Here is a 19,632-nt window from a genome sequence, read left to right on the forward strand (position 1 = left end):
CTAAAATATCGGTTGTATTTTCTTGACAAGGCTATCCATTGAGATAGGTTGAGGTTTGATAACAGTACCCGTACGCACTTTGTTAAGTCCTTGCGCGAGAATGACATCACCGTTTTTAAGTCCGCTTTCTACTACAGCATAGTTATCGGCACGACTTTTAAGGGTGATGATAGCTTGTTTGAGGGTGTCGTTCTCTACTTTGTACACAAATACCTTTCCTTGTTGCTCAAAGGTAGCAACTTCGGGGATTACAAGTGAGTTACTAAAATGTTGTGGTATCTTGATAATCCCACTGTTGCCATTGGTAAGCAACTTGTTAGGGTTAGGGAAGGTAGCGCGAAATTGTATGCTACCGGTAGTAGGGTCTATTTGTCCGGTTACGGCTTGTATTTTGCCTTTCTCGGCGTATTCTTGTCCGTTAGCTAACACCAAAGAAGCCTCAGGTAAGTTTTTGAGTTTCTCGGCAGTGGTTTTGCCTTGTGTATTGTCTAAGAAATCGAGGTATTCTTTTTCGTTCATTGAAAAATAGGCATATACCTCTTTCACGTCGGATACGGTAGTGAGCACAGTGTTATTGGCAGTTACCAAAGCACCTTCGCGGTAGTTAATCGCACCTACCACGCCGTTTACTGGTGCTTTTACTACGGCAAAACCAATGTTGCTGGCTACCTCGTTATAAGTAGCTTGGGCGCGTTGTAAGTTGGCTTTGGCTGTGGCGAGCTGGATAGGGCTCACAATATTTTTCTGTACCAAAGGCACGAGTTTATCTACCTCTACTTTAGCGACCTCTACGGCTGCTTTGGCTGAAGCAGCTGACTGGTTAAGGGTTTGAGTTTCTAACTTGAAGAGCGGTTGCCCTTGAGTAACCACCTGACCTTCGTCTACCAATACTTTGGTAATATAGCCTGATATTTTGGCTTGTACGGCGCTGTTCACCACCCCTTCGATATTCACAGGGTAAGAAAGGTTAGACACGGTATTTTGTTCTCCTACGATAATTACAGGGTAAGGCACAGCACCTTGTGGTCGCTGTTGCTGTTGGTTTCCATTATTACAAGCTACCATTGCGATAGCGGTTGCTACTAAAAAGATTTTATTCATAATGTTTGTTATTTTAGATGTTAGAGGTTTTAGTTATCAAACAGGTCGGATAGGTCTGAGAGATAATTTTATTAAAAATAATACACTAAAAAGGAAGCGTTTGCAAAAAACACTTCCTTGTTTTTGTGGCGTTGTGAGGTCTGCTTTTACAATGCAAAAGTACACTAAAAAATTTTATAGACAAGTGCCGTAAGGCGTTAATCTTTTGTTAAAGTTAGCTTTTAATGATTGATAGTTAGTGATTAATGGTCAATATGGTTTATCTGGTCGTATTCCACATTTGTTACGCCTTTAAGATTAGAAAAATAGGCTTTTGCCTGACGAATATCTTTATCTTGGGGTACTTTGATAGCTATTCCTTTGATAATTTTGTATTCATAAAGCATCTCTGCGCCATATTTTTGCACTTCTTTTTTCAAATGAGCCAATGTTTTTTGATTTTGATAGCTAATAATAAGATTATGCGTAATATTTTTAAGCATTTCTTCTTCAGAAGAGGAAGATTGCGCTACTTTTTGTGTGGTGCGACAGGAGAGCGCAAGAAGGCTCAATCCTACGAGAATTATCTTTTTCATAAGAAATAACAATTTTAAAATCTTCTACAAAATAAAGATTACGATTTATGTATTATAACTTTCGTAAACTTCCGTTAATAGGTTATGTTTAAGTAACGAACACCTTTGATAATCAGCACTTAGATATAGGAAGCTTATAGGAAGCTTATACGAATCTTGGAAGATTGGTATAGAAAAGACGAATGTATGCTCTACTAAAAGCATAGGTGAAACGAAACTAAAACGAAACTCAGGTAGTGAACTATGCAAAGCAGACAAGACTGTATATGGTTTTTAAAGAGGTAGCTCAGCGGTAAATGGCAGTATAGAAAGGGCAAAGATAACGATTATAAATTAATTCTACAAATAATTTTGACCTTCTTTATTTGTTATTTGATAAAATATTGTACTTTTGCCGCGCAATTTAAACAAGTGTTTTTTATAGAATGAAAAAAGTAATTTTATCAGCATTGTTTCTAACAACAATGGCAGTGGAAGCTCAGCAATCGTATGCAGGGCTTCGAGAAAGCAATTATTCGGGTATTTTTCCTGTAACTTCTAATCCTGCGAATATGATTAGCAGTAAGCGTTCGTGGGACGCTAATATTGCTACAGTGAACTTTGGTTTTGGCAACAACGCTATTAAACTCACGCCTAATATCACTGATAGCTTTAACGAGTACACACGCGTTGATACTCAGAATGCTATTTTTGGTTATAACAATATCAAAGCGAAGATAAACGTTGATGTGTTAGGACCCTCGGCTTTTGTGAAGATAAACGACCAGCATACAGTAGGGATTTTCTCTCGTGTGCGCCTTCTGGGCAATGTACGTAACATAGATGCAAAAATGTTACAATCATTTGTTAGTGATTTAGATAAATTGGAACTCAAAACCCCTTACCAAGTGAACCTTAACGACCAAGAGATAGTGGTAAATGCTTTTTCGGAAGTAGGTTTCTCGTGGTCAGGTGAAGTGTATTTTGACGGTACTAACACGGTGAAAGTAGGAGCAAGTGCTAAATTGGTACAAGGCTCTGGTAATGTTTACGTAGGTTTTAAAGACTTTGAAGGTTCGGCTACACTAACGCCTGACACTGATAAGGACAAAGTAAACTTGAATATCCAATCGGCTAACGGAACTTTGGAAGTGCTTAACGGTGGAATGGATTTGGTTGATTTCGACAATGTAAAGGTAAACAAGTTGTATTTTAGTTCAGAAGCTACTACTTTGGCTTTCGATTTGGGAGCTACGTATGAGTTTCGCAAGGACGGTTGTCCTCGTTGCCACAACAATCCTCACGATTTGCGTGTAGGGATTTCGCTAATGGATCTCGGGCGGTTACAATACACTGCCAATAAGAACTCTTACCGCTACAAAATGCCTGCAACACAAAGCACGACTTTAAGTCTAGACGACCTATCAGAAGAGAATTTGAAGAATCACTTTGATGGAACAAAGGCTACAGGCTCTAAATTGAGGTCATCACTACCTTCTACTTTTAACCTCAGCGCCGATTATCGCGTAGTTGATGCGTTCTACTTGAACTTATCAGGACAAGTGAATATAGCTTCTACAAAGGACAAAGAGCTTTACAACGCTACTTATGCCAATGAACTTTCACTCACTCCTCACTACGATACTAATAGTTTTGGGGCTTATTTGCCTATTTCATACAACCAAGTATCAAAAGCTAATGTGGGAATTGCCTTGCGCTTAGGTCCATTAGTATTAGGGTCAAGCACTATTTTAGGCAATGTGCTTACTCGCTCAGCTAAAGAGTTTAACTTCTTCTTTGGGCTTCGTTTCGGTCACCAATCTTACCCCGTAGACCTTTAATTATTAATTTATTTTTACAACTTCATAATGGAAAAGGCTGTTCAGCATTTACTGAACAGCCTTTTATCTTTAATTATTAAGCATTAATTATTAAAATTCAAAACTTCCTACTTCAATCACTTCCTTAGCATTACTGAGGCGTACAGTGGTTTCTTGCTGTTTTTGCTGGGGCGTACCATAGTGAGTATAGAAAGTAATACGCAAGTTCACAGGCATCAGTTGCTTTTGTGAGCGAGTGCCAAAGTAATCCACTTGCACTTTGTACTTGCCTTTTTCAGCTCTCTTGAGCATAAATTCTTCAGGTCCGTAGCCTTGAGTAACATCACGTGAGATTTTACCACCAAGGTAAGTAAGAGTGTTTTGGTAGTAACACTTCTCGTCTTTGGGGTCGGTTACCCATAAGTCCATATCGCAGCTATCAGTATCCCAACTGAGCACTACTCGCACATCTACGGGTTCTTTTTTGAGCAAACGCTTGTCGATATAACTCACGTCTATACCCTTGTGGCGTGCGACGAGGCTATTGATATCGTTCATTGTTACGATTTGTATATCGCCAAAACGACTGCTCCACTCGCTTGTAACTACTTTATAAAGGTTTTTCACGGCTTCGTTATAGGCACCATCGTCGGCAAGTGCTAAGCCCAAATCACGAAAAGACTGTGGTTCTTCTTCACGCAGAGTTACCACCTTACGGAATACCCATACCGCTTCTTTCTTAGCATTGTAGTTGCTGAGCTTGTAGCCTAACATACGCAACAACTGAGGGTCGTCTAAACCGAGCTCTGCCAAATTGGAAACTACCAAGATAGCTTGCTCACGATTACCTTTCTTAAAGAAATAGTCGGCTACATCTACATAAAAGGAAGGTGTGTTACCGTATTCTTTTTTGAGTTTGTAATAGGTTTCTACTGCTTTTGCTTCCTCAGTGTACTCCATTACCTTTAAATAAGGCGTATCAGGGTTATAGGCGTTGAGCTCTATTTTTGAGGCAGGTACAGGAACAGGACTTGCTGGTTTGCGTGATAAAGAAACATCTTTTTTAGCAGTAGTGTTACCACTAGGAGAATCAGCAACTCTACTATTTATAGCTCCCGTCATAGCTGCTTTTCTTCGTGGAGAATAACCTACTACAACTACTTCATTTAATTCTGCACTTTCGTCAACTTCTATAGCAGCAACCTCCTCACTTCTAACTTCTTGTGCTACCCCAGAAGCCACCCCTCTTATTCTTACAGGAGTATCATTAGAGTTATTAACATTTTTCTTAGGTTCAGTGCCTTTCACAGGATATTCGGTATGCCACCATTTACTTTGCTTTTCCGATTGCTCTACGACTCTATCCAAAATACGCTTAGCAGTATCCTCTTTTTGCTTTTGCTCATTTGCTAAGCGTTTGGAGTACTCTTGCTGTAATTCGGCAGGTGGCGTAATACGGTAACGTACATAATCTTCTACGGTTTCTAATACTATCAGCGAATTGCCTTCGGTTACAATGCCGTACTCACGTCCTACCGCATCTATTTGTTTTTGTTCAATACCTTCTCGTTGCAGTTGTGCAATTTGCTTCTCTGCCCATATACGGCGCAAAAGGTTGAACTCACTTTCAGAAGCATCGGGGTTTGCTACAAATTTTACTTCTTTTTGCACCATTACCTTTTTAGGGTAACCAAAACTAAGTACTAAGGTTGCTTCCTCACTTTGCAATTCACCTGCAAGGGTGAAATTACCTTTGTTAATAGTAGCTCCTTTCTGTGGGAAGATTTTGGTTACTTTACCGCTTTTCACTTCTATATCTAGCAGTTGGAAAGGTACAGTGCGTGCTACTTTTATTGCTTGCTCAGTAGTGAGGGTTGTCAAATCTATAAAGTTACCACCCGTAGCATTGGCGAGGTATTGCATTTTTGGAGTATTGGCAACCGCCGAAGCATTCACCACACTCACCGGTATTTTAGCTTGTTTCACTACTTCGTTTACAGAAAATTCTTTACTGCCAAAGTTAAAAATACCGTCGCTAAAAAGTAATATTTCATCTGTTTTGAGGTTGAAATCAATAGCATTACCATCGGTAGCACCATCGTATTGCAAACTTTCTAAATGCGATTTGAGTGCTTGCCAATTACCGTTTTTCACCTCAAAAGTAAGCGGTTTAGCAGAACGAATATTAAAAGTACTAAGCACTACCTTAGTGTCTTTAAGTTCCTTAAAATAAGCATCTAAGAAAACAAACTCTTTTTCTCTATCGCGTTGGATTGCTGAGTGCGATACGTCCCATAAGAGTCCTATTCCTTTAGGAATGGGGCTACTTTTAGCTTTGGTATCGCTCAAAGCTATATTACCATAAAAATAGCTTTTACTGCCTTGGGTAGCGCTAATAGTTTGTGATTTCTCAATTTTCGGGAAAGTAAGTGCAATGTTCTGGTTGAGCGTGAAGTTTTGCTTGCTCACCTCACTGATATAGCTATTGCGCGCTTGTTTGAAGTCTAATTGCAGACTGTTCTGAATATCTGCCTTTACAAAGCGTGATACTACCTCAGTACGCACCTTGAAGTTTTTAAGGGTTACGTTAGCCGTGATAGGCAAGAAGTAGTAATCTTGTCCGCCTCGTTCGTGTAGTTCTTGTTCAAAGGCGATGAGTACACGGCGAGTACCTTTAGCAGGCATAGGGTATACACGCGCTTTAAAATTGTTACCCTCAGTTTTTTCTAATAAGCCTGGGTCTACACCCCTGCGCACAATATCCTCAAAGGCTTTGCGCCCTAAGGCTTTGTCTACTACCACACCTTCACGCAGTTTGCCATTGATATCTAAGGCAAAGCGCGACACCTGCTGTCCGTCGGAAAGCGGGAACTGAAACTCGCCTTCCATTACGCGGGTGTTGGGATTGTAGAAGGTCATTTCCATAGTAGTAACAGCCGTTTGCCCTACCACTAATATATCTACTGAAAGGTCTTGCAATACCATCGGGTTGGCATTGCGCTCATTCACTACCTTCACCTCTGGCACTACCGATTTCTGTGCGGTTAACAGTAAGGGAAGTAGTAAAGCTGTTGCTGATAAAAAATGCTTGATTCTCATTACTAAACAATGGTTTTGATGAAACTACTGTCTGTAAATCAAAGAGCGTACCAAATTCACTAATCTACTAATTTTTACATTTATTCATTACCTGAAAAACGTCAAAGTTCCATTCTCTCTAAATGCGCCAAACGGCACTTCAAAACCTTCTATTTTCTTGCCGTTCAGTTGTACGTACTCTACTAAGTTGTTATCCGAATTGCGTGCCACACTCTTTATTAAAAACTTCTTGCCCTCAGGCAGTTGCAAGCTCACCGTTTTAAACAGTGGATTACCAAGTATGTAGTTATCACTGGCAGGGGTAACAGGGTAAAAGCCTAAGGCTGAAAATACATACCAAGCCGAGGTCTGTCCGTTATCCTCATCACCGCAATAACCGTCGGGCGTAGGGGTATAGAGTTTCTCCATCACTTCCCGTAGTTTAGCTTGTGCTTTTTGGGGTTTACCAGCGTAGTTGTATAGGTAGATAAGGTGCTGTATGGGCTGATTGCCGTGTGCGTAGTTGCCCATATTTATGAGTTGCATCTCGCGTATTTCGTGTATGGTAAAACCGTAGTACGAATCGTCAAACAGCGGTGGCATCTCAAACACTTCATCTATCTTCTTTTCAAAAGCCTCTTTGCCTCCCATTAGCTGTATAAGTCCTTCAATATCCTGAAATACCGACCACGTGTAGTGCAAACTGTTCCCTTCGGTAAACGCATCTCCCCATTTCAGCGGATTAAATGGCGACTGGAACTTACCGTCCTTATTCTTGCCTCGCATCCACTTAGTTTCGGGGTCAAACACATTCTTGTAGCGTTTCGATTGTTCGTAATACTGTTTAGCAACCTGCGCCTTACCCATCTTTTCTGCCATACGAGCAATGCAATAATCGGCGTAAGCGTACTCCAATGTGCGGGCTACATTCTCGTTAATCTTCACATCATAAGGTACATAACCCAAACTATTGTAGTAATTCACCCCCTCACGTCCTACCGATTTCACCGGTCTGCCATCGTTTTGGGTAGCGTTCTTCAGCATCGCTTCTAAAAGAATTTCAGCATCAGCCTCGTCTATATTCCCTTTCAGGTAAGCATCAGCAATGATAGAAGCCGAGTTCGACCCTATCATACAATCCCTATGACCCGGACTTGCCCATTCGGGTAACCAGCCCGATTCTTTATAAGCGTTCACCAATCCCTTCATCATCTGTTGATTCATCTCAGGATACAACAGGTTGAAAAGCGGAAATACTGCCCGGAAAGTATCCCAAAAACCGTTGTCAGTAAACATATACCCCTTTTCCACCTTACCGTTATACGGACTGTAATGCACCATTTCACCTTCTTTGTTGTATTCGTAGAAAGTGCGTGGGAAGAGCAGTGTGCGATACAAACAGGAGTAGAAAGTGCGCAAATGGTCTATATTCTCATCTTCCACTTGTATTTTGCCTAGTTCACTCTCCCAAAGAGTAAGTGCTTTTTGTTTCGTCTGTTCAAAAGTGTCATTACCCAGTTCCGTTTGCAAGTTCAATAGGGCTTGCTCAGGCGAAATAAACGACGAAGCTACTCTTACGGTTACCTGTTCACCTTTTTTCGTGCGGAAACCTATCACTGCCCCTGTGTGTTCGCCCTTGCTTTCAGCATTTTTTGTCAGCTTAAAGCCGTCGCTCCACGTCTGTACACTCTCAAAATCCTTGTCGAAAGTAAGCACAAAGTAATTGTGAAAATTCTCAGGTACTCCCCCACTGTTGTTGCGGGCATAGCCTATAATTTTGCGTTCTTTGGGCAACACTTGCACCATCGAGCCTTTAAAATAAGCATCTAAAACCAAATAAGCCTTATCGCTCTCAGGGAAGGTAATGCGGAACTGCGCTGCTCTACTGGTAGGCGTAATTTCCACCGATGTATCATAATCGGCTAAATACACCTTGTAGTAGTGAGGCTGAGCCGTTTCTGCCTTATGAGAGAACCACGAAGCGCGTTCTTCCTCTTTAATTTTCAAGTCACCCACTACCGGCATCAGTGCAAAAGCCCCATAGTCATTAATCCACGGACTCGGTTGGTGGGTTTGCTTAAAGCCTACGAGCTTATCAGCGTGATATTGATATGCCCAGCCGTCGCCCATTTTGCCCGTTTGGGGTGCCCAGAAGTGCATACCCCAAGGCACCGCAATAGCAGGGTAAGTATTCCCATTCGATAAACTAAACTTCGAGTCCGTACCCATCAGTGGGTTTACATACTCAGTGTAAGAGGTTTCGGGCACTGCCGAAGTAGTGTCCTGTTTAGTTTCTTCTTTTGAAGTGTTTGCTTGCTTGTTACAAGCCATCATCAAACACAAAAACACAAAGTATAATATCTTTTTCATCTTAATAATTACAATTTTCATTCAATTAGATATTATTTTATAATATGAGTCAAGCATTAAAAATTAATAACATATGGTCTATAATGAGTTATGATAACCGTCATACAGCCGCTCTTTATCTTCACTTTCCCTTCACTTTCCCCGTCACCACACTCCCCTTTTCCTTCATACTTCCCCCTAGTGCCTATGGCCTAAGGCCTATTGCCTCTTCCTCTTTCTTTCGCCTCGAAACCCCGTTTTTAACATTTTTAGCGTTGTTGTATTACAGTATGAATCAACAACTTATATACCCTTTCTATACCAATCGTCCAAGATTCGTATAAGCTTCCTATAAGCTCCCTATAAGCTAACCCCACCCTTCTTACAGCCTTTTCTCACCAAAATCCCTCTCTCCCTTCTTCCAAACTTCTTCGATATCTTCCGGATATTCCTAATACTCCCAACTCATCGCTTTTTCATCTCAAACTTTGCCAAAGTTAATAGCCCGTGTGGCTCGCACCTCATTTCCTCATTTGCTAATTTCCTCATTTGCTAATTTTCGAACTCTTATTGCATTCTCTTAAACCTATTGTGCGTCCACAGGTAAAACTCTGGTTTATCATAAATCTGCCTATTGATACGTTCAAAAAACATATCTGTAATCTGAAAATCCACGTATTCAGTAGGATTTTCCGCCAATACTTCAAAGGTAGTTTGGTAATAACCGCGCTTTACTTTCTCTATTTTAGCAAATACAATCACCGTATTAAGTGCCTTTCCCAAGCGTTCCGCCCCTGTAAATACAGGCACATTAAGCCCTAAAAACGGACGCCGATAGTTCTTCTTATTATTAGGAATTTGGTCAGAAGCAAAACCATAGCAATACACCCCGTGCGCATCTTTGTGTTTTTTCATTTCTCTATGCGCCGTATAGCGAGGCAAAAGGTAACTGTGGTGTTTCATTCGTATTTTTTGTAACAATCTGTCAAAATACTTATTGCTCAGCGGAGTATAAAGCGCATACGACTTGTGTTCAAGAAAATAAGCCAAAGACAACAACCACTCATAACTCGCATAATGACTACACATAATGAGGATATTACGCTCCTCTTCTTCATACTTTTTGAGCACTTCAAGATTAGGAAACACCATACGCTTCTTCATCTCTTTTTCACTCATTCCGTATGATTTCACCATTTCTAATAAAGTATCACAAAAGTGATGGTAAAATTTGCGTTCTATCGTTCTAAGTTCCGCTTCTGTTTTAAAAGGAAAAGCCGTATGGAGGTTCTTGCGTACCACTTTCACCCTGTATTTCAATAGAGTATAAAGTATAAAGTAAAAGAAATCCGATACTCCATAAAGAAGCCAAAAAGGCAATCGCGAAATCCCCCAAACAATAGGATAAGCAATAATATAAATTAATAAATTCATTCTGTCCCTAATTTTGTGGCAAAGTTAATAATTTAATATTACCCAAAAAAGTAAATCTGTGATTTTTGTATTTTCCAAAGAAAGAAAGTTCGTGGCAAACTTTACCAAAGCTTTAAATTGCTTGTCGTGCTACGATTCGTCTGTTGTGCTACAACTTGCCTGTCGTGCTACGACCTTTGGCAAAGCTAATTACCCTAATAATAAGTTCTTTTCAGTACGTGTAGGGGCTAATTGTTTAGTACGTGTAGGGGCTAATGGCAATTAGCCCTAAGGAATAAGCCTATTTATTTGCAATCCATTTCTGTTTTTCTATAAATATTACTTAACATTTCATTTAATAACTACACTTTTTTACCTTTTACCTCTTACCTTTTACCTAAAAAACGTCTTTGGCACGAAATTCGCTATTTACTATAAGAAGATGTAAAGTCATAAATTCCGTAAAATCCCTCACCTTTAGGTGAGAAATCCGTGAATTAATATGTTATTTACTTAAATTTATTGCCGAAGAATCCGTAAAATCTGTGAAATCCGTGCGAGATTTTAAAACATTTATCGCTTTTGCGGATTGTCCCCCTTCGGGGGTTCGGAGGCTTTTTAATCTACATACACTTATGAAAAAGTTATTATTACTATGCTTAGGGGTTTTAACCTCAGTAAGCTGGGCACAAGAAGTAGGCTCAGCAGGTCGTTTGTTACAAAACGAATACCGTCAAAACAAACAAGCGCGCGCTGTCATTGGGCGGGGTGGTATCTCAGTAAATATCGATTGGGAATACGACTATAACGGCGGTTATGCCGAAGTCTTTATCCGTATTCCTGAACGCGACCGCTTTACAGTGAGTATAGGCGACCAAGAAATCACCAGTACTACCGGTATGTACCGCTTCTTCGACGTAACAGCTAACCCTCAACCACTCAGCATCTGGCAAGGACGTACGCTCATTTATCGAGTAACTATCAATCCCCGTAACAACACCCGTATGATAATGGACTTCTTTTCACGCGAAGGACTCTATTTGTTAGACGAAATTAGCTTGAACAACAATCAGCCCTCCTATCACGGTCGTCAATGGAATGATGTGTGGAATCGCTCATACGGTGGAGGCTATGGAGGTGCTCCTATGATGCGTCAAGGTGATTTTAATAACTTCTTTAAGATGTACAAGGACGAAAGTTTCGATAAAGACAAGCTAGCTTTCTTCCGTGCCCAAAAGAATATCGTATCGTTTACCACTGAGCAAATAGGTGAACTGATGGAAGAACTTTCTTTTGACGATAATAAACTCATCATCGCACAAGAAGCCTATCCTAATGTCGTCGACCCTCAAAACTATTACCAGTTGCAAGCTAAATTCACCTTCTCATCTGGTAAAAAGAAACTATCAGAGTTCCTACAATCAGTGCGCAGATAACAAACGTTATAGTAGTATAACAAAAAACTATTACCGTGAGGTTTTGTATTTTTAATAAAGTTTGTATCTTTGCCTCAAATTTAATTACAATATAAAAACATATTAGTATGGCATTAGAAATAACAGATGGAAATTTTGAAGAGTTGGTACTTAAAAGTAGCCAACCTGTATTAGTAGACTTTTGGGCAGTGTGGTGTGGACCTTGCCGTATGCTCGCTCCCGTTATAGAAGAAATATCTAAAGAATACGAAGGTAGAGTAGTAGTAGGCAAAGTAGATGTGGATAACAACCAAGAATTTGCTGCTAAATATGGTATTCGCAATATCCCTACCGTATTGGTTTTCCAAAATGGAGAGGTAGTAGGTCGCCAAGTGGGAGTAGCTCCTAAAAAGACTTACACCGATGCATTAGACGGATTATTGTCTTAATTGCTTGTCGTGTTACAACAAAAAAGGCTATCAACAACTTATTGTAATTGTTGATAGCCTTTTTTATATCGTCTTCTTTAAGGGCTAAAACGCTTCTCTTACTTTCTTTGCAAGCGCTTTAAACTCCTCATCGGTAAGTTTTACTTTGTGTTGGAAAGTCATTTCCTCCATCTCGCTGATAGGAATGAGATGCACGTGTGTATGAGGTACTTCAAGTCCCACCACAGCTATCCCTATGCGCTTACAAGGCACTACCTTTTCAAGAGCCTTGGCTACACGTTTCGAGAAAGCCATCAAGCGCAAGTAATGGTCGTCATCCATATCAAAAATATAGCTGATTTCTTGTTTAGGCACGCAGAGGGTATGTCCTTTGGCATTAGGGTTAATATCGAAAAAAGCAATAAACTCATCGTCTTCTGCTACTTTGTAGCAAGGAATTTCCCCATTGATAATTTTTGTAAAAATACTCATTTTTTTTATTTGTTAGTTCAGGTTTTAGGACTTAGCCAATCTTTAAGTATAAACCAATAATCATAAGGGCAAGAGTAATAAATAATCCCACCACCCATTTTATGATATCTAACTTAGCCTGCGCTAAATCTTGCTTTGTTGCAAGTTTTTCTTCTGATTGGGATAAAATCATATTTTAGTAATAAAAAAACTATATTTAGTATATGTTCTTACCTCTTATCTATCTTGAGATTTCTAAAATCTCCAATTTAAGAGTGCCATTAGGTACCTTAATCTCAGCTATTTCACCTACTGATTTGCCCAAGAGGCCTTTGCCAATAGGCGAACTTACCGATATTTTCCCTGCTTTTAGGTCGGCTTCACTTTCTGCTACAAGGGTATAAGTAATCTCCATCTTGTTAGCTAAATTTTTCAACTTTACGGTAGAGAGCACAAGCACTTTGCTCACATCAAGTTGTGATTCATCGATAATGCGAGCATTAGCTACCAATTCTTCGAGTTTGGCAATCTTCATTTCCAATAAACCTTGTGCTTCTTTAGCAGCGTCGTACTCAGCGTTTTCTGAAAGGTCTCCTTTGTCACGTGCCTCAGCAATAGCTTGAGAAGCACGAGGGCGCTCCACATCTTTCAGCTGATTGAGCTCATCACGAAGCTTTTTCAGCCCTTCAGCAGTGTAATATGATACTTTCTTCATAATATCCTTTTAATGTTGTTATGTTTATATAAAAATAAAAAATCCTCAAATAGTCTCTCTGAGGATTTCTGCGGGCAAAGGTAATACTTTTTTTTAAACTGACAAACTTTTTATAACAAAGTAATACGCTTTTCTTCTTTTGATATCAAATATAAAATCACTAATGCTAATTAACATAAGTTTTGTATAAGCTACCTCTTATCTAAAAATACCTTTACCCAAAAATAACAAATCTTGGCACACTTTTGGTATCAATTCAGTGAGGATTTTGAAAAAAATAACTATATATTTGTTGCATTTCAATATTTTTAATAACTTTGTCCCCTTGCTAAATCTAAGTTAAAAAACACTCAACAATAATATGACACTTAAAAAATATACATTGGGAACTCTTTTTTGTTTTTTAATCGGTAGTTTATCCGTTGAAGCACAGAGCTCGTTCTCCAAAGATACCATCAATCAAACTATTGCTAACAACAAACGCGAAGCTCTTCGCAAACTAAACGACAATCCTAAGGCAAGAAAATACGATGAAAAATGGCTAAAAGAACTCTCTAATTCCGATTTATTTGAGCAAATGAGTGAAGATATTGCTACTACCCCCACCGATGTAACCTACGACGAACTTCCTACTGAAGTCCTCAAAAAACGATTAGAGAAACTTAACCAGAAAACTCCTTTCAATGTAGAGTATAATCCTATCTTGGAACAGGTAATCAAGTCGTTTCTCAAAAATCGCCGTTCTTCTTTAGAGCGCCTAATGACTCTTAGTGATTATTATTTCCCGATGTTTGAACAAGAGATGAGTAATCAAAAGATTCCTTTGGAGATGAAGTATTTAGCCATTATCGAGTCGGCTCTAAACCCTAAGGCTCGTTCGCGTGCAGGAGCTACAGGCTTATGGCAGTTTATGTACAGTACAGGTAAAGGTTATGGCTTAGAAGTAAATAACTATGTTGATGAGCGTAGCGACCCCATTCGCTCTACCAAAGCAGCTGCAAAATACCTAAATGAACTCTATAAAATATTTGGTGACTGGGATTTAACACTCGCCGCTTACAATTCAGGACCAGGTAATGTAACCAAAGCCATTCGCCGTTCCAATGGCAAGACTAACTATTGGAATTTGCGCCCTTATCTTCCCAGAGAAACCGCTGGATATGTACCCGCTTTCTTGGCAACTCTCTATATTTTTGAATATGCCAAAGAACACGGCTTCAAACCTCAAAAGCGCGCTAATCACGTTTTTGAAACCGATACTGTCCGCGTAAAGCAAGCTATATCTTTTAAAGATATTTCTGATATTACAGGTATGGACGTAAAAGATATTCAGTTTTTTAACCCTTCCTATCAATTAGATGTTGTCCCTTATGTTGAAGGTCGTAACTACGCCGTGCGCTTGCCTATTTCCGAGATAGGTAAGTTTGTAGCTAACGAAGAGGCTATCTATGCTTACCTTAATGAAGAGAAAGCAAACCGTGAGCAACCTCTCCCTCAAGTAGTAAAAGGCGACCAATATGCAGGAGGCAGATCTTCTAAGAAAACAGTCTACACGGTAAAGAAAGGAGATAATTTAGGAAAGATTGCTACACGGCACGGAGTAACAGTTTCTAATCTCAAACGTTGGAATCGTATCAAGGGCAGTAATATTCGTGTAGGACAACGGCTCTCTATCTATAGGTAACGGCTAACAAGCACAAAACATACACATAATGAGGAGAACTACCTTATTAAAGCTCATCGGAATTTTTTCGGCTGTACGAGGTTATAATATAGTGATAGTATGCCTCGCCCAATATTTAGCTGCTATCTTTGTGCTTTCGCATAAACCTTGGCGTGAGGTAATTTTTGACGATTCTTTACTGATGCTCGTCATTGCAGGAGCCTTGGCTATCGCAGGGGGCTATATTATCAATGGTTTTTACGACAAAGAAAAAGACCTTATCAATAAGCCTACCAAAACAATGATAGACCATTTAGTAAGTCAAAATACTAAACTCACTCTTTACTTTTTGCTCAACTTCCTTTCAGTAATTGTAGCCAGTTATGTATCATTCAGAGCAGTGATTTTCTTCTCAGGATATATCTTCACGATGTGGCTCTATTCTCACCGTATCAAGAAATTATTATTTTTTGGCAACCTCACTTCGGCAGTATTGGCTATTATTCCTTTTTTTGCCATCTTTGTGTATTACCGCAACTTCGAGGCGATAATTTTCGTACACGCCCTACTCATCTTTTTGCTTATCCTTATCAAGGAATTTATTAAAGATTTACAAAATATTAAAGGAGATTTGGCTCATAACTACGCTACTATACCCGTAGTATATGGAGAGTCCTTCTCCAGAAAGCTCATTACCCTAAGCGTTGTGTTGTGCGCCTTACCTATTTACATATTGCTCAATTATTTTTCGATAGGAAACCTAACCTATTTCCTATGGTTTATGCTTATATATTTATGTATTTTTGTATATCTTCTTTGGCGAAGTAAAGACCAAAAACATTATGCATTGCTCCACAATATGCTTAAATTGATATTAGTAGCAGGCATATTCAGCGTAGCACTTACTGTAAAATAATATCAGTTCAATGTAACGATTTATTAATATTCAAACACTTTTGCAGTTACACTACTTTACCAAAGTAACCCTTTGGATAGTTACTTCTCTCTTACATCAAACTCTCGCTAAATAACAAAAAGAGCTGTCTTAATAAGACAGCTCTTTCCGCATTTATTATTTGAAAAAGGAGAGTTTACTTTTTAGCGGTAACTACTTTCAGCATATCGCAAGCTTTCTTCTCACCGTTATCGCAAGCTTGTTCAAACCAATCGGCAGCCCTACTATCCGATTGTTCTATGCCTTCACCGTGATAATAGCAATGCCCTAAACGGAATTGCGCAGGAGCATAATCCTTACGTGCAGATAATTTGTAGTAATTAGCGGCTTTCTCATACGAACGGTCTATACCATTCCCATTGTAATAACAGTTAGCTAAGTTGTATTGTCCTTGAGCGTAATCACGTTGTGCCGACTTTTGGAAGTTAGCCAATGCCTGACCAAAGTTTTGCTTCTCAAAATAATAAGAGCCTAACTCATTAAGCGCCTCCACATTGTTTTGTTCAGCTGCTTTGGCAAGCCAATGTATCCCTTTGGTTTCATTGAGGTGTTTCATAGGCGTTTTCGGAGCGTTTTGTGCTACGGCAGGTCGTGTACTTGCTCTCACAGCATATTGCTGTTTGGCAGAAGAAATACTCTTGCCTCCTCTTTGTCTGCGAAGTAACTCAGCACGTGCTTCGGCTTCAGGACTATTAGGCTCTATATTGTGTGATGAGGTAACAGCAACAGTAGGCGTAGCGGTAGTTGCTGGCTTTTTAGGTGTTGGTTTAGGAGCGGGAGTTGCCGGTTGTGGCTTCACATCGGGTACCATTGTCATATAGTATTTCCCTAAGCTGAATTGAGTAGAAGCATCTCCTTTCTTAGCCACTCTCTCTGCCCAATAAACTGCTTTCTCATCGTTCTTATCTGGATTCTTTACTTCAAAATAATACTCCATCAAACGTTTTTGTGCAGTGGTATTATCTTGTTGTTTGGCTAATTTTTCATAGAGTGGAAAGGCTTTATCATTTTGTTTACTTGTCCCTTTAGCATAGAAATAACCATCAGCTACTGCCAATATCACTTCCGGACTCTCTTTTGGGTCATTCTTTTCAACTATTTTATTAAGCCAATCAAAAGCGTATTTATTAGAAAGCCCAGCAGCTTTTACTGCCCACTTGCCGGCTTCTCTCATCGATTTCTTCACTCCTTTACCTTCGGCATAGCATTGTGAAAGATTGTATAACACATCGGCATACGCCTCTTCTTGTCCTTGGTAGAAGTAGTCTAACATTTCCTTTTGTGGAGTAGGTGTTTGTTTAGAAGCCTTAGTATAATATTCAAAGGCTCGTTCAAACGATTGATTGGTGTATTTCCCGTTGAAGTATAAATCACCTAATTTCTTAAGCGCTAAAAGATGATTAGCCGCAGCTGCTTTCTCGAGGTAGTCAAAGCCCTTTTTCACGTCTAACTGTCCTTCTTGCAAAAGCATATTTCCTAAGTTGTATTGCGCTGTTACATCACCTGCTTCAGCAGCTTTTTGGAAAAACTCTAAGGCTTGCGCATTTGAGGGGTGTGCTCCTATCCCCACTGCATAACATACCCCTAAGTTATTTTGCGCTTTAGGAGTAGGATTGGTATTTACTGATTTGAGTATCCAACTAAAAGCATCTTTCGGGGAAGCATTGGTGCCTATGCCATTGTAGAAGCAAAGTGCCAACTGTGCTTGTGCTGCTGCATTGCCTTTGTTAGCGGCTTGGGTATAGTAATTAATTGCTTTCTTGTAGTATTTCCCTATAAGCGGACTGTTGCCATAGAAGTAAAAGTTTCCTAATTGGTACATTGCTTCAGCATCGCCTCCTTTGGCTGCTTTTTCAAGCATTTCAATAGCTTTAGCTTCCGATTTTTCTACGCCTTTACCTTCTAAGTAAGCATCGGCAAGCATTCTTTGCGCTTCGGTATTGCCTTTATTAGCCACTTGGGTTAAACGCTTTATTGCTTCTGGGTTTGATGCATTGACTTCATATGTCCAAGAAGCTAATAGCAATTCCGCTTCCGAGTTGCCGTTCTTTGAAGCTTGTTCTGCCCAATACTTAGCCTTATTCACATCTTTAGTAACTCCTTCACCTGAGTGGTACGCCTTAGCAAGGTCTAACTGCACTTCAGCGTTCTCTTTCTCAGCGTGCTTCTCTATAAGTGCGTAATACTTCTCTTTCGATTGTTCTACGCCTTTGCCATCGCGGTAGCATAGTGCCAACTCACGTTGCGCTTCAGGGTTACCCGCATCGGCTACTTTGGTGAGCCATTCCACTCCTTTTTGTGGTGATTTTGGTACGCCTTTACCGTTAAAATAGCATTGTGCCAACTGGTATTGTGCATTTAAATCGCCTGTCTCGGCTACTTTTTCAAGCCATACTACGGCTTCCTGATAAGAGCGCCTTACACCCTTTCCTTTAAAATAAGCATCAGCTAATTCAGTTTGTGCTTGTACATCTCCCTTCTCGGCAAGTTTGATGAGTTTTTTTACATTCGCATCTTGCCCATACGATAATGTTGCAAGAAAAATAGAGACTGCTAAAAACAAGTTTTTCATAGTATATTTGTTTATTTTTGATTACTTCCGCTTTGAGGCGACAAATATACGTAAAAAAAATAAACTAACTACACAATTATTTCTTTTTTTTCAAATTTGTGTCATTTTTAAGATTATTAAAGCCATCAAGCTCAGCTACCAACGAACCTACACGCAACGAAGCTTTTAGCTTCACAGGCACTTTATTCTTGTCGTCGGTAATCCACATCGTGATGCTTTCTTCTTCCTTAAACACGCGTCCATCTTGTACTAACGGACAGAACTTTAAGGTATTAACCGTACCAAAATGCGTCTTTACTTTTTCGCGACCTAATAGTTTTAGTTTGAACTTGTATACCTCGTCATCATCAAAAATCATATCCATAGATATCTGCCCCCCTACTTTCATATTTTCGATATTAGGGTGATGACGAAGTGCGTAGAACGCTGATATTACATCTTGTAAACCTGGCTGAAAGTTTATTTCGGTAATATTGCCGTTTTCTACATTGTTTATTTTTACCTTATTGCTGGTATGATTAAAATACATTTTGAGGTATTTAGTATATCCTCCTTCGTAAATATTTCTTATAAAAAGTCGTGGTTTACCATCTGTTATGCCAAAATAACTCTCATAAGTATCATCTACTTTGAAAAATATACGTGCCAAACCAGTAGTGGCACCTTTACCCACTGCGTGAAACACCTTTTCGCCGTTATACATCTCTTCATTAACTGCCATTGTAGCAATGCTGGCGTTAAATACACCATATTTTACTTTAAAACGCAACCATTCTCCTCCTTTGAAAGGTAATTCAGCAGTTTGAGCTCCTACTATGGGGCTTACTAATAACAAAAAAAAGACAATAACAATACTTAAATGTTTCATATATTAACGTGTTAATCTGTCAATAAGACAATAAATTAATGTGCCAAAGAGCAATTAACGTGCCACTTTTCAACAGCCTTGTGACTTCCATCTCATTTTTTTATGTTACATTTGCCCGATTTTTTAGAAGTTATTCGTGTTATGATAGCGTTAATCAATAGTATTTCAAAATATAACACTAATTATAAATCCCTTCGTGGATTGTCCCCTTTCGAGGGTTTGGGGGCTTC

General features: G+C 39.5%; 16 protein-coding genes. 6 read left to right on the top strand and 10 right to left on the bottom strand.

Going from position 1 to position 19,632, the window contains the following annotated elements:
- Both AM608_RS05020 and AM608_RS05030 read right to left on the bottom strand, forming a co-directional pair.
- Nucleotides 1-1,101, bottom strand: coding sequence for an efflux RND transporter periplasmic adaptor subunit (locus AM608_RS05020; protein WP_016479075.1), 1,101 nt, complete (start codon nt 1,099-1,101; stop codon nt 1-3).
- A gap of 242 nt (nt 1,102-1,343) precedes the next feature.
- On the bottom strand, nt 1,344-1,676 hold the full coding sequence (locus AM608_RS05030; RefSeq protein WP_002673357.1) for a hypothetical protein: 333 nt from the start codon (nt 1,674-1,676) through the stop codon (nt 1,344-1,346).
- Between the two features lie 425 nt (nt 1,677-2,101).
- Between AM608_RS05030 and AM608_RS05035 the strand changes: the two genes are divergently transcribed.
- Nucleotides 2,102-3,496 carry a DUF5723 family protein gene (locus AM608_RS05035; RefSeq protein ID WP_009418878.1) on the top strand — a complete coding sequence of 465 codons (1,395 nt, stop codon included), beginning with the start codon at nt 2,102-2,104 and terminating at the stop codon, nt 3,494-3,496.
- A 90-nt stretch (nt 3,497-3,586) separates the two neighbouring features.
- Here AM608_RS05035 and AM608_RS05040 read toward each other — a convergent pair whose 3' ends face one another.
- From AM608_RS05040 to AM608_RS05050, 3 genes are all read right to left on the bottom strand, one after another.
- The gene (locus AM608_RS05040; RefSeq protein ID WP_053580962.1) at nt 3,587-6,574 is read right to left on the bottom strand and encodes a VIT domain-containing protein; all 2,988 of its coding nucleotides are present in this window, start codon (nt 6,572-6,574) and stop codon (nt 3,587-3,589) included.
- Between the two features lie 87 nt (nt 6,575-6,661).
- Nucleotides 6,662-8,944: a GH92 family glycosyl hydrolase gene (locus tag AM608_RS05045; protein WP_053580963.1), complete on the bottom strand. Its 2,283-nt coding sequence runs from the start codon at nt 8,942-8,944 to the stop codon at nt 6,662-6,664.
- Nucleotides 8,945-9,469: 525 nt separating this feature from the next.
- Nucleotides 9,470-10,336 carry a lysophospholipid acyltransferase family protein gene (locus AM608_RS05050; protein WP_053580964.1) on the bottom strand — a complete coding sequence of 289 codons (867 nt, stop codon included), beginning with the start codon at nt 10,334-10,336 and terminating at the stop codon, nt 9,470-9,472.
- 58 nt (nt 10,337-10,394) lie between these two features.
- Between AM608_RS05050 and AM608_RS12100 the strand changes: the two genes are divergently transcribed.
- The 3 genes from AM608_RS12100 to trxA all read left to right on the top strand — a co-directional run bounded on the left by AM608_RS12100 (nt 10,395) and on the right by trxA (nt 12,179).
- Nucleotides 10,395-10,601: a hypothetical protein gene (locus tag AM608_RS12100; RefSeq protein ID WP_157466263.1), complete on the top strand. Its 207-nt coding sequence runs from the start codon at nt 10,395-10,397 to the stop codon at nt 10,599-10,601.
- 349 nt (nt 10,602-10,950) lie between these two features.
- Nucleotides 10,951-11,751, top strand: coding sequence for a DUF4476 domain-containing protein (locus tag AM608_RS05055; protein WP_053580965.1), 801 nt, complete (start codon nt 10,951-10,953; stop codon nt 11,749-11,751).
- Between the two features lie 107 nt (nt 11,752-11,858).
- A complete protein-coding gene (gene trxA, locus AM608_RS05060) occupies nt 11,859-12,179 on the top strand; it encodes a thioredoxin (RefSeq protein ID WP_034555701.1) in 321 nt (106 codons plus the stop codon).
- A gap of 84 nt (nt 12,180-12,263) precedes the next feature.
- Here the strand turns inward: trxA and AM608_RS05065 are convergent, their stop codons facing one another.
- The 3 genes from AM608_RS05065 to greA are packed head-to-tail and all read right to left on the bottom strand — an operon-like array spanning nt 12,264 to nt 13,344.
- Nucleotides 12,264-12,650 carry an HIT family protein gene (locus AM608_RS05065; protein WP_053580966.1) on the bottom strand — a complete coding sequence of 129 codons (387 nt, stop codon included), beginning with the start codon at nt 12,648-12,650 and terminating at the stop codon, nt 12,264-12,266.
- 31 nt (nt 12,651-12,681) lie between these two features.
- Nucleotides 12,682-12,822, bottom strand: a complete 141-nt coding sequence (locus AM608_RS12245) for a hypothetical protein (protein WP_172672746.1) — start codon at nt 12,820-12,822, stop codon at nt 12,682-12,684.
- Between the two features lie 48 nt (nt 12,823-12,870).
- Nucleotides 12,871-13,344 (bottom strand): transcription elongation factor GreA, encoded by a 474-nt coding sequence (greA, locus tag AM608_RS05070; protein ID WP_002673366.1) that lies wholly within the window; start codon nt 13,342-13,344, stop codon nt 12,871-12,873.
- 361 nt (nt 13,345-13,705) lie between these two features.
- On the opposite strand from greA, the gene AM608_RS05075 reads away from it, so the two are divergent.
- Together AM608_RS05075 and AM608_RS05080 are read left to right on the top strand one after the other, a co-directional pair.
- On the top strand, nt 13,706-15,028 hold the full coding sequence (locus AM608_RS05075; RefSeq protein ID WP_053580967.1) for a lytic transglycosylase domain-containing protein: 1,323 nt from the start codon (nt 13,706-13,708) through the stop codon (nt 15,026-15,028).
- Between the two features lie 28 nt (nt 15,029-15,056).
- Nucleotides 15,057-15,923: a geranylgeranylglycerol-phosphate geranylgeranyltransferase gene (locus tag AM608_RS05080; RefSeq protein WP_053580968.1), complete on the top strand. Its 867-nt coding sequence runs from the start codon at nt 15,057-15,059 to the stop codon at nt 15,921-15,923.
- 175 nt (nt 15,924-16,098) lie between these two features.
- On the opposite strand, the gene AM608_RS05085 is transcribed toward AM608_RS05080, so the two are convergent.
- Together AM608_RS05085 and AM608_RS05090 are read right to left on the bottom strand one after the other, a co-directional pair.
- Complete coding sequence (locus AM608_RS05085; protein WP_053580969.1) at nt 16,099-18,534, bottom strand: tetratricopeptide repeat protein; 2,436 nt, start codon at nt 18,532-18,534, stop codon at nt 16,099-16,101.
- A gap of 76 nt (nt 18,535-18,610) precedes the next feature.
- Complete coding sequence (locus tag AM608_RS05090; protein ID WP_053580970.1) at nt 18,611-19,402, bottom strand: DUF3108 domain-containing protein; 792 nt, start codon at nt 19,400-19,402, stop codon at nt 18,611-18,613.
- Between the last annotated feature and the right edge of the window lie 230 nt (nt 19,403-19,632).

The sequence above is a fragment of the Capnocytophaga sp. oral taxon 323 genome (assembly GCF_001278825.1).
GTDB lineage: Bacteria > Bacteroidota > Bacteroidia > Flavobacteriales > Flavobacteriaceae > Capnocytophaga > Capnocytophaga ochracea.

What these genes read in the sequence shown, in the direction of transcription:
- AM608_RS05020 (WP_016479075.1), bottom strand. Translation starts at nt 1,101, where the DNA reads ATGAATAAAATCTTTTTAGTAGCAACCGCTATCGCAATGGTAGCTTGT.
- AM608_RS05030 (WP_002673357.1), bottom strand. Translation starts at nt 1,676, where the DNA reads ATGAAAAAGATAATTCTCGTAGGATTGAGCCTTCTTGCGCTCTCCTGT.
- AM608_RS05035 (WP_009418878.1), top strand. Translation starts at nt 2,102, where the DNA reads ATGAAAAAAGTAATTTTATCAGCATTGTTTCTAACAACAATGGCAGTG.
- AM608_RS05040 (WP_053580962.1), bottom strand. Translation starts at nt 6,574, where the DNA reads ATGAGAATCAAGCATTTTTTATCAGCAACAGCTTTACTACTTCCCTTA.
- AM608_RS05045 (WP_053580963.1), bottom strand. Translation starts at nt 8,944, where the DNA reads ATGAAAATTGTAATTATTAAGATGAAAAAGATATTATACTTTGTGTTT.
- AM608_RS05050 (WP_053580964.1), bottom strand. Translation starts at nt 10,336, where the DNA reads ATGAATTTATTAATTTATATTATTGCTTATCCTATTGTTTGGGGGATT.
- AM608_RS05055 (WP_053580965.1), top strand. Translation starts at nt 10,951, where the DNA reads ATGAAAAAGTTATTATTACTATGCTTAGGGGTTTTAACCTCAGTAAGC.
- trxA (WP_034555701.1), top strand. Translation starts at nt 11,859, where the DNA reads ATGGCATTAGAAATAACAGATGGAAATTTTGAAGAGTTGGTACTTAAA.
- AM608_RS05065 (WP_053580966.1), bottom strand. Translation starts at nt 12,650, where the DNA reads ATGAGTATTTTTACAAAAATTATCAATGGGGAAATTCCTTGCTACAAA.
- AM608_RS12245 (WP_172672746.1), bottom strand. Translation starts at nt 12,822, where the DNA reads ATGATTTTATCCCAATCAGAAGAAAAACTTGCAACAAAGCAAGATTTA.
- greA (WP_002673366.1), bottom strand. Translation starts at nt 13,344, where the DNA reads ATGAAGAAAGTATCATATTACACTGCTGAAGGGCTGAAAAAGCTTCGT.
- AM608_RS05075 (WP_053580967.1), top strand. Translation starts at nt 13,706, where the DNA reads ATGACACTTAAAAAATATACATTGGGAACTCTTTTTTGTTTTTTAATC.
- AM608_RS05080 (WP_053580968.1), top strand. Translation starts at nt 15,057, where the DNA reads ATGAGGAGAACTACCTTATTAAAGCTCATCGGAATTTTTTCGGCTGTA.
- AM608_RS05085 (WP_053580969.1), bottom strand. Translation starts at nt 18,534, where the DNA reads ATGAAAAACTTGTTTTTAGCAGTCTCTATTTTTCTTGCAACATTATCG.
- AM608_RS05090 (WP_053580970.1), bottom strand. Translation starts at nt 19,402, where the DNA reads ATGAAACATTTAAGTATTGTTATTGTCTTTTTTTTGTTATTAGTAAGC.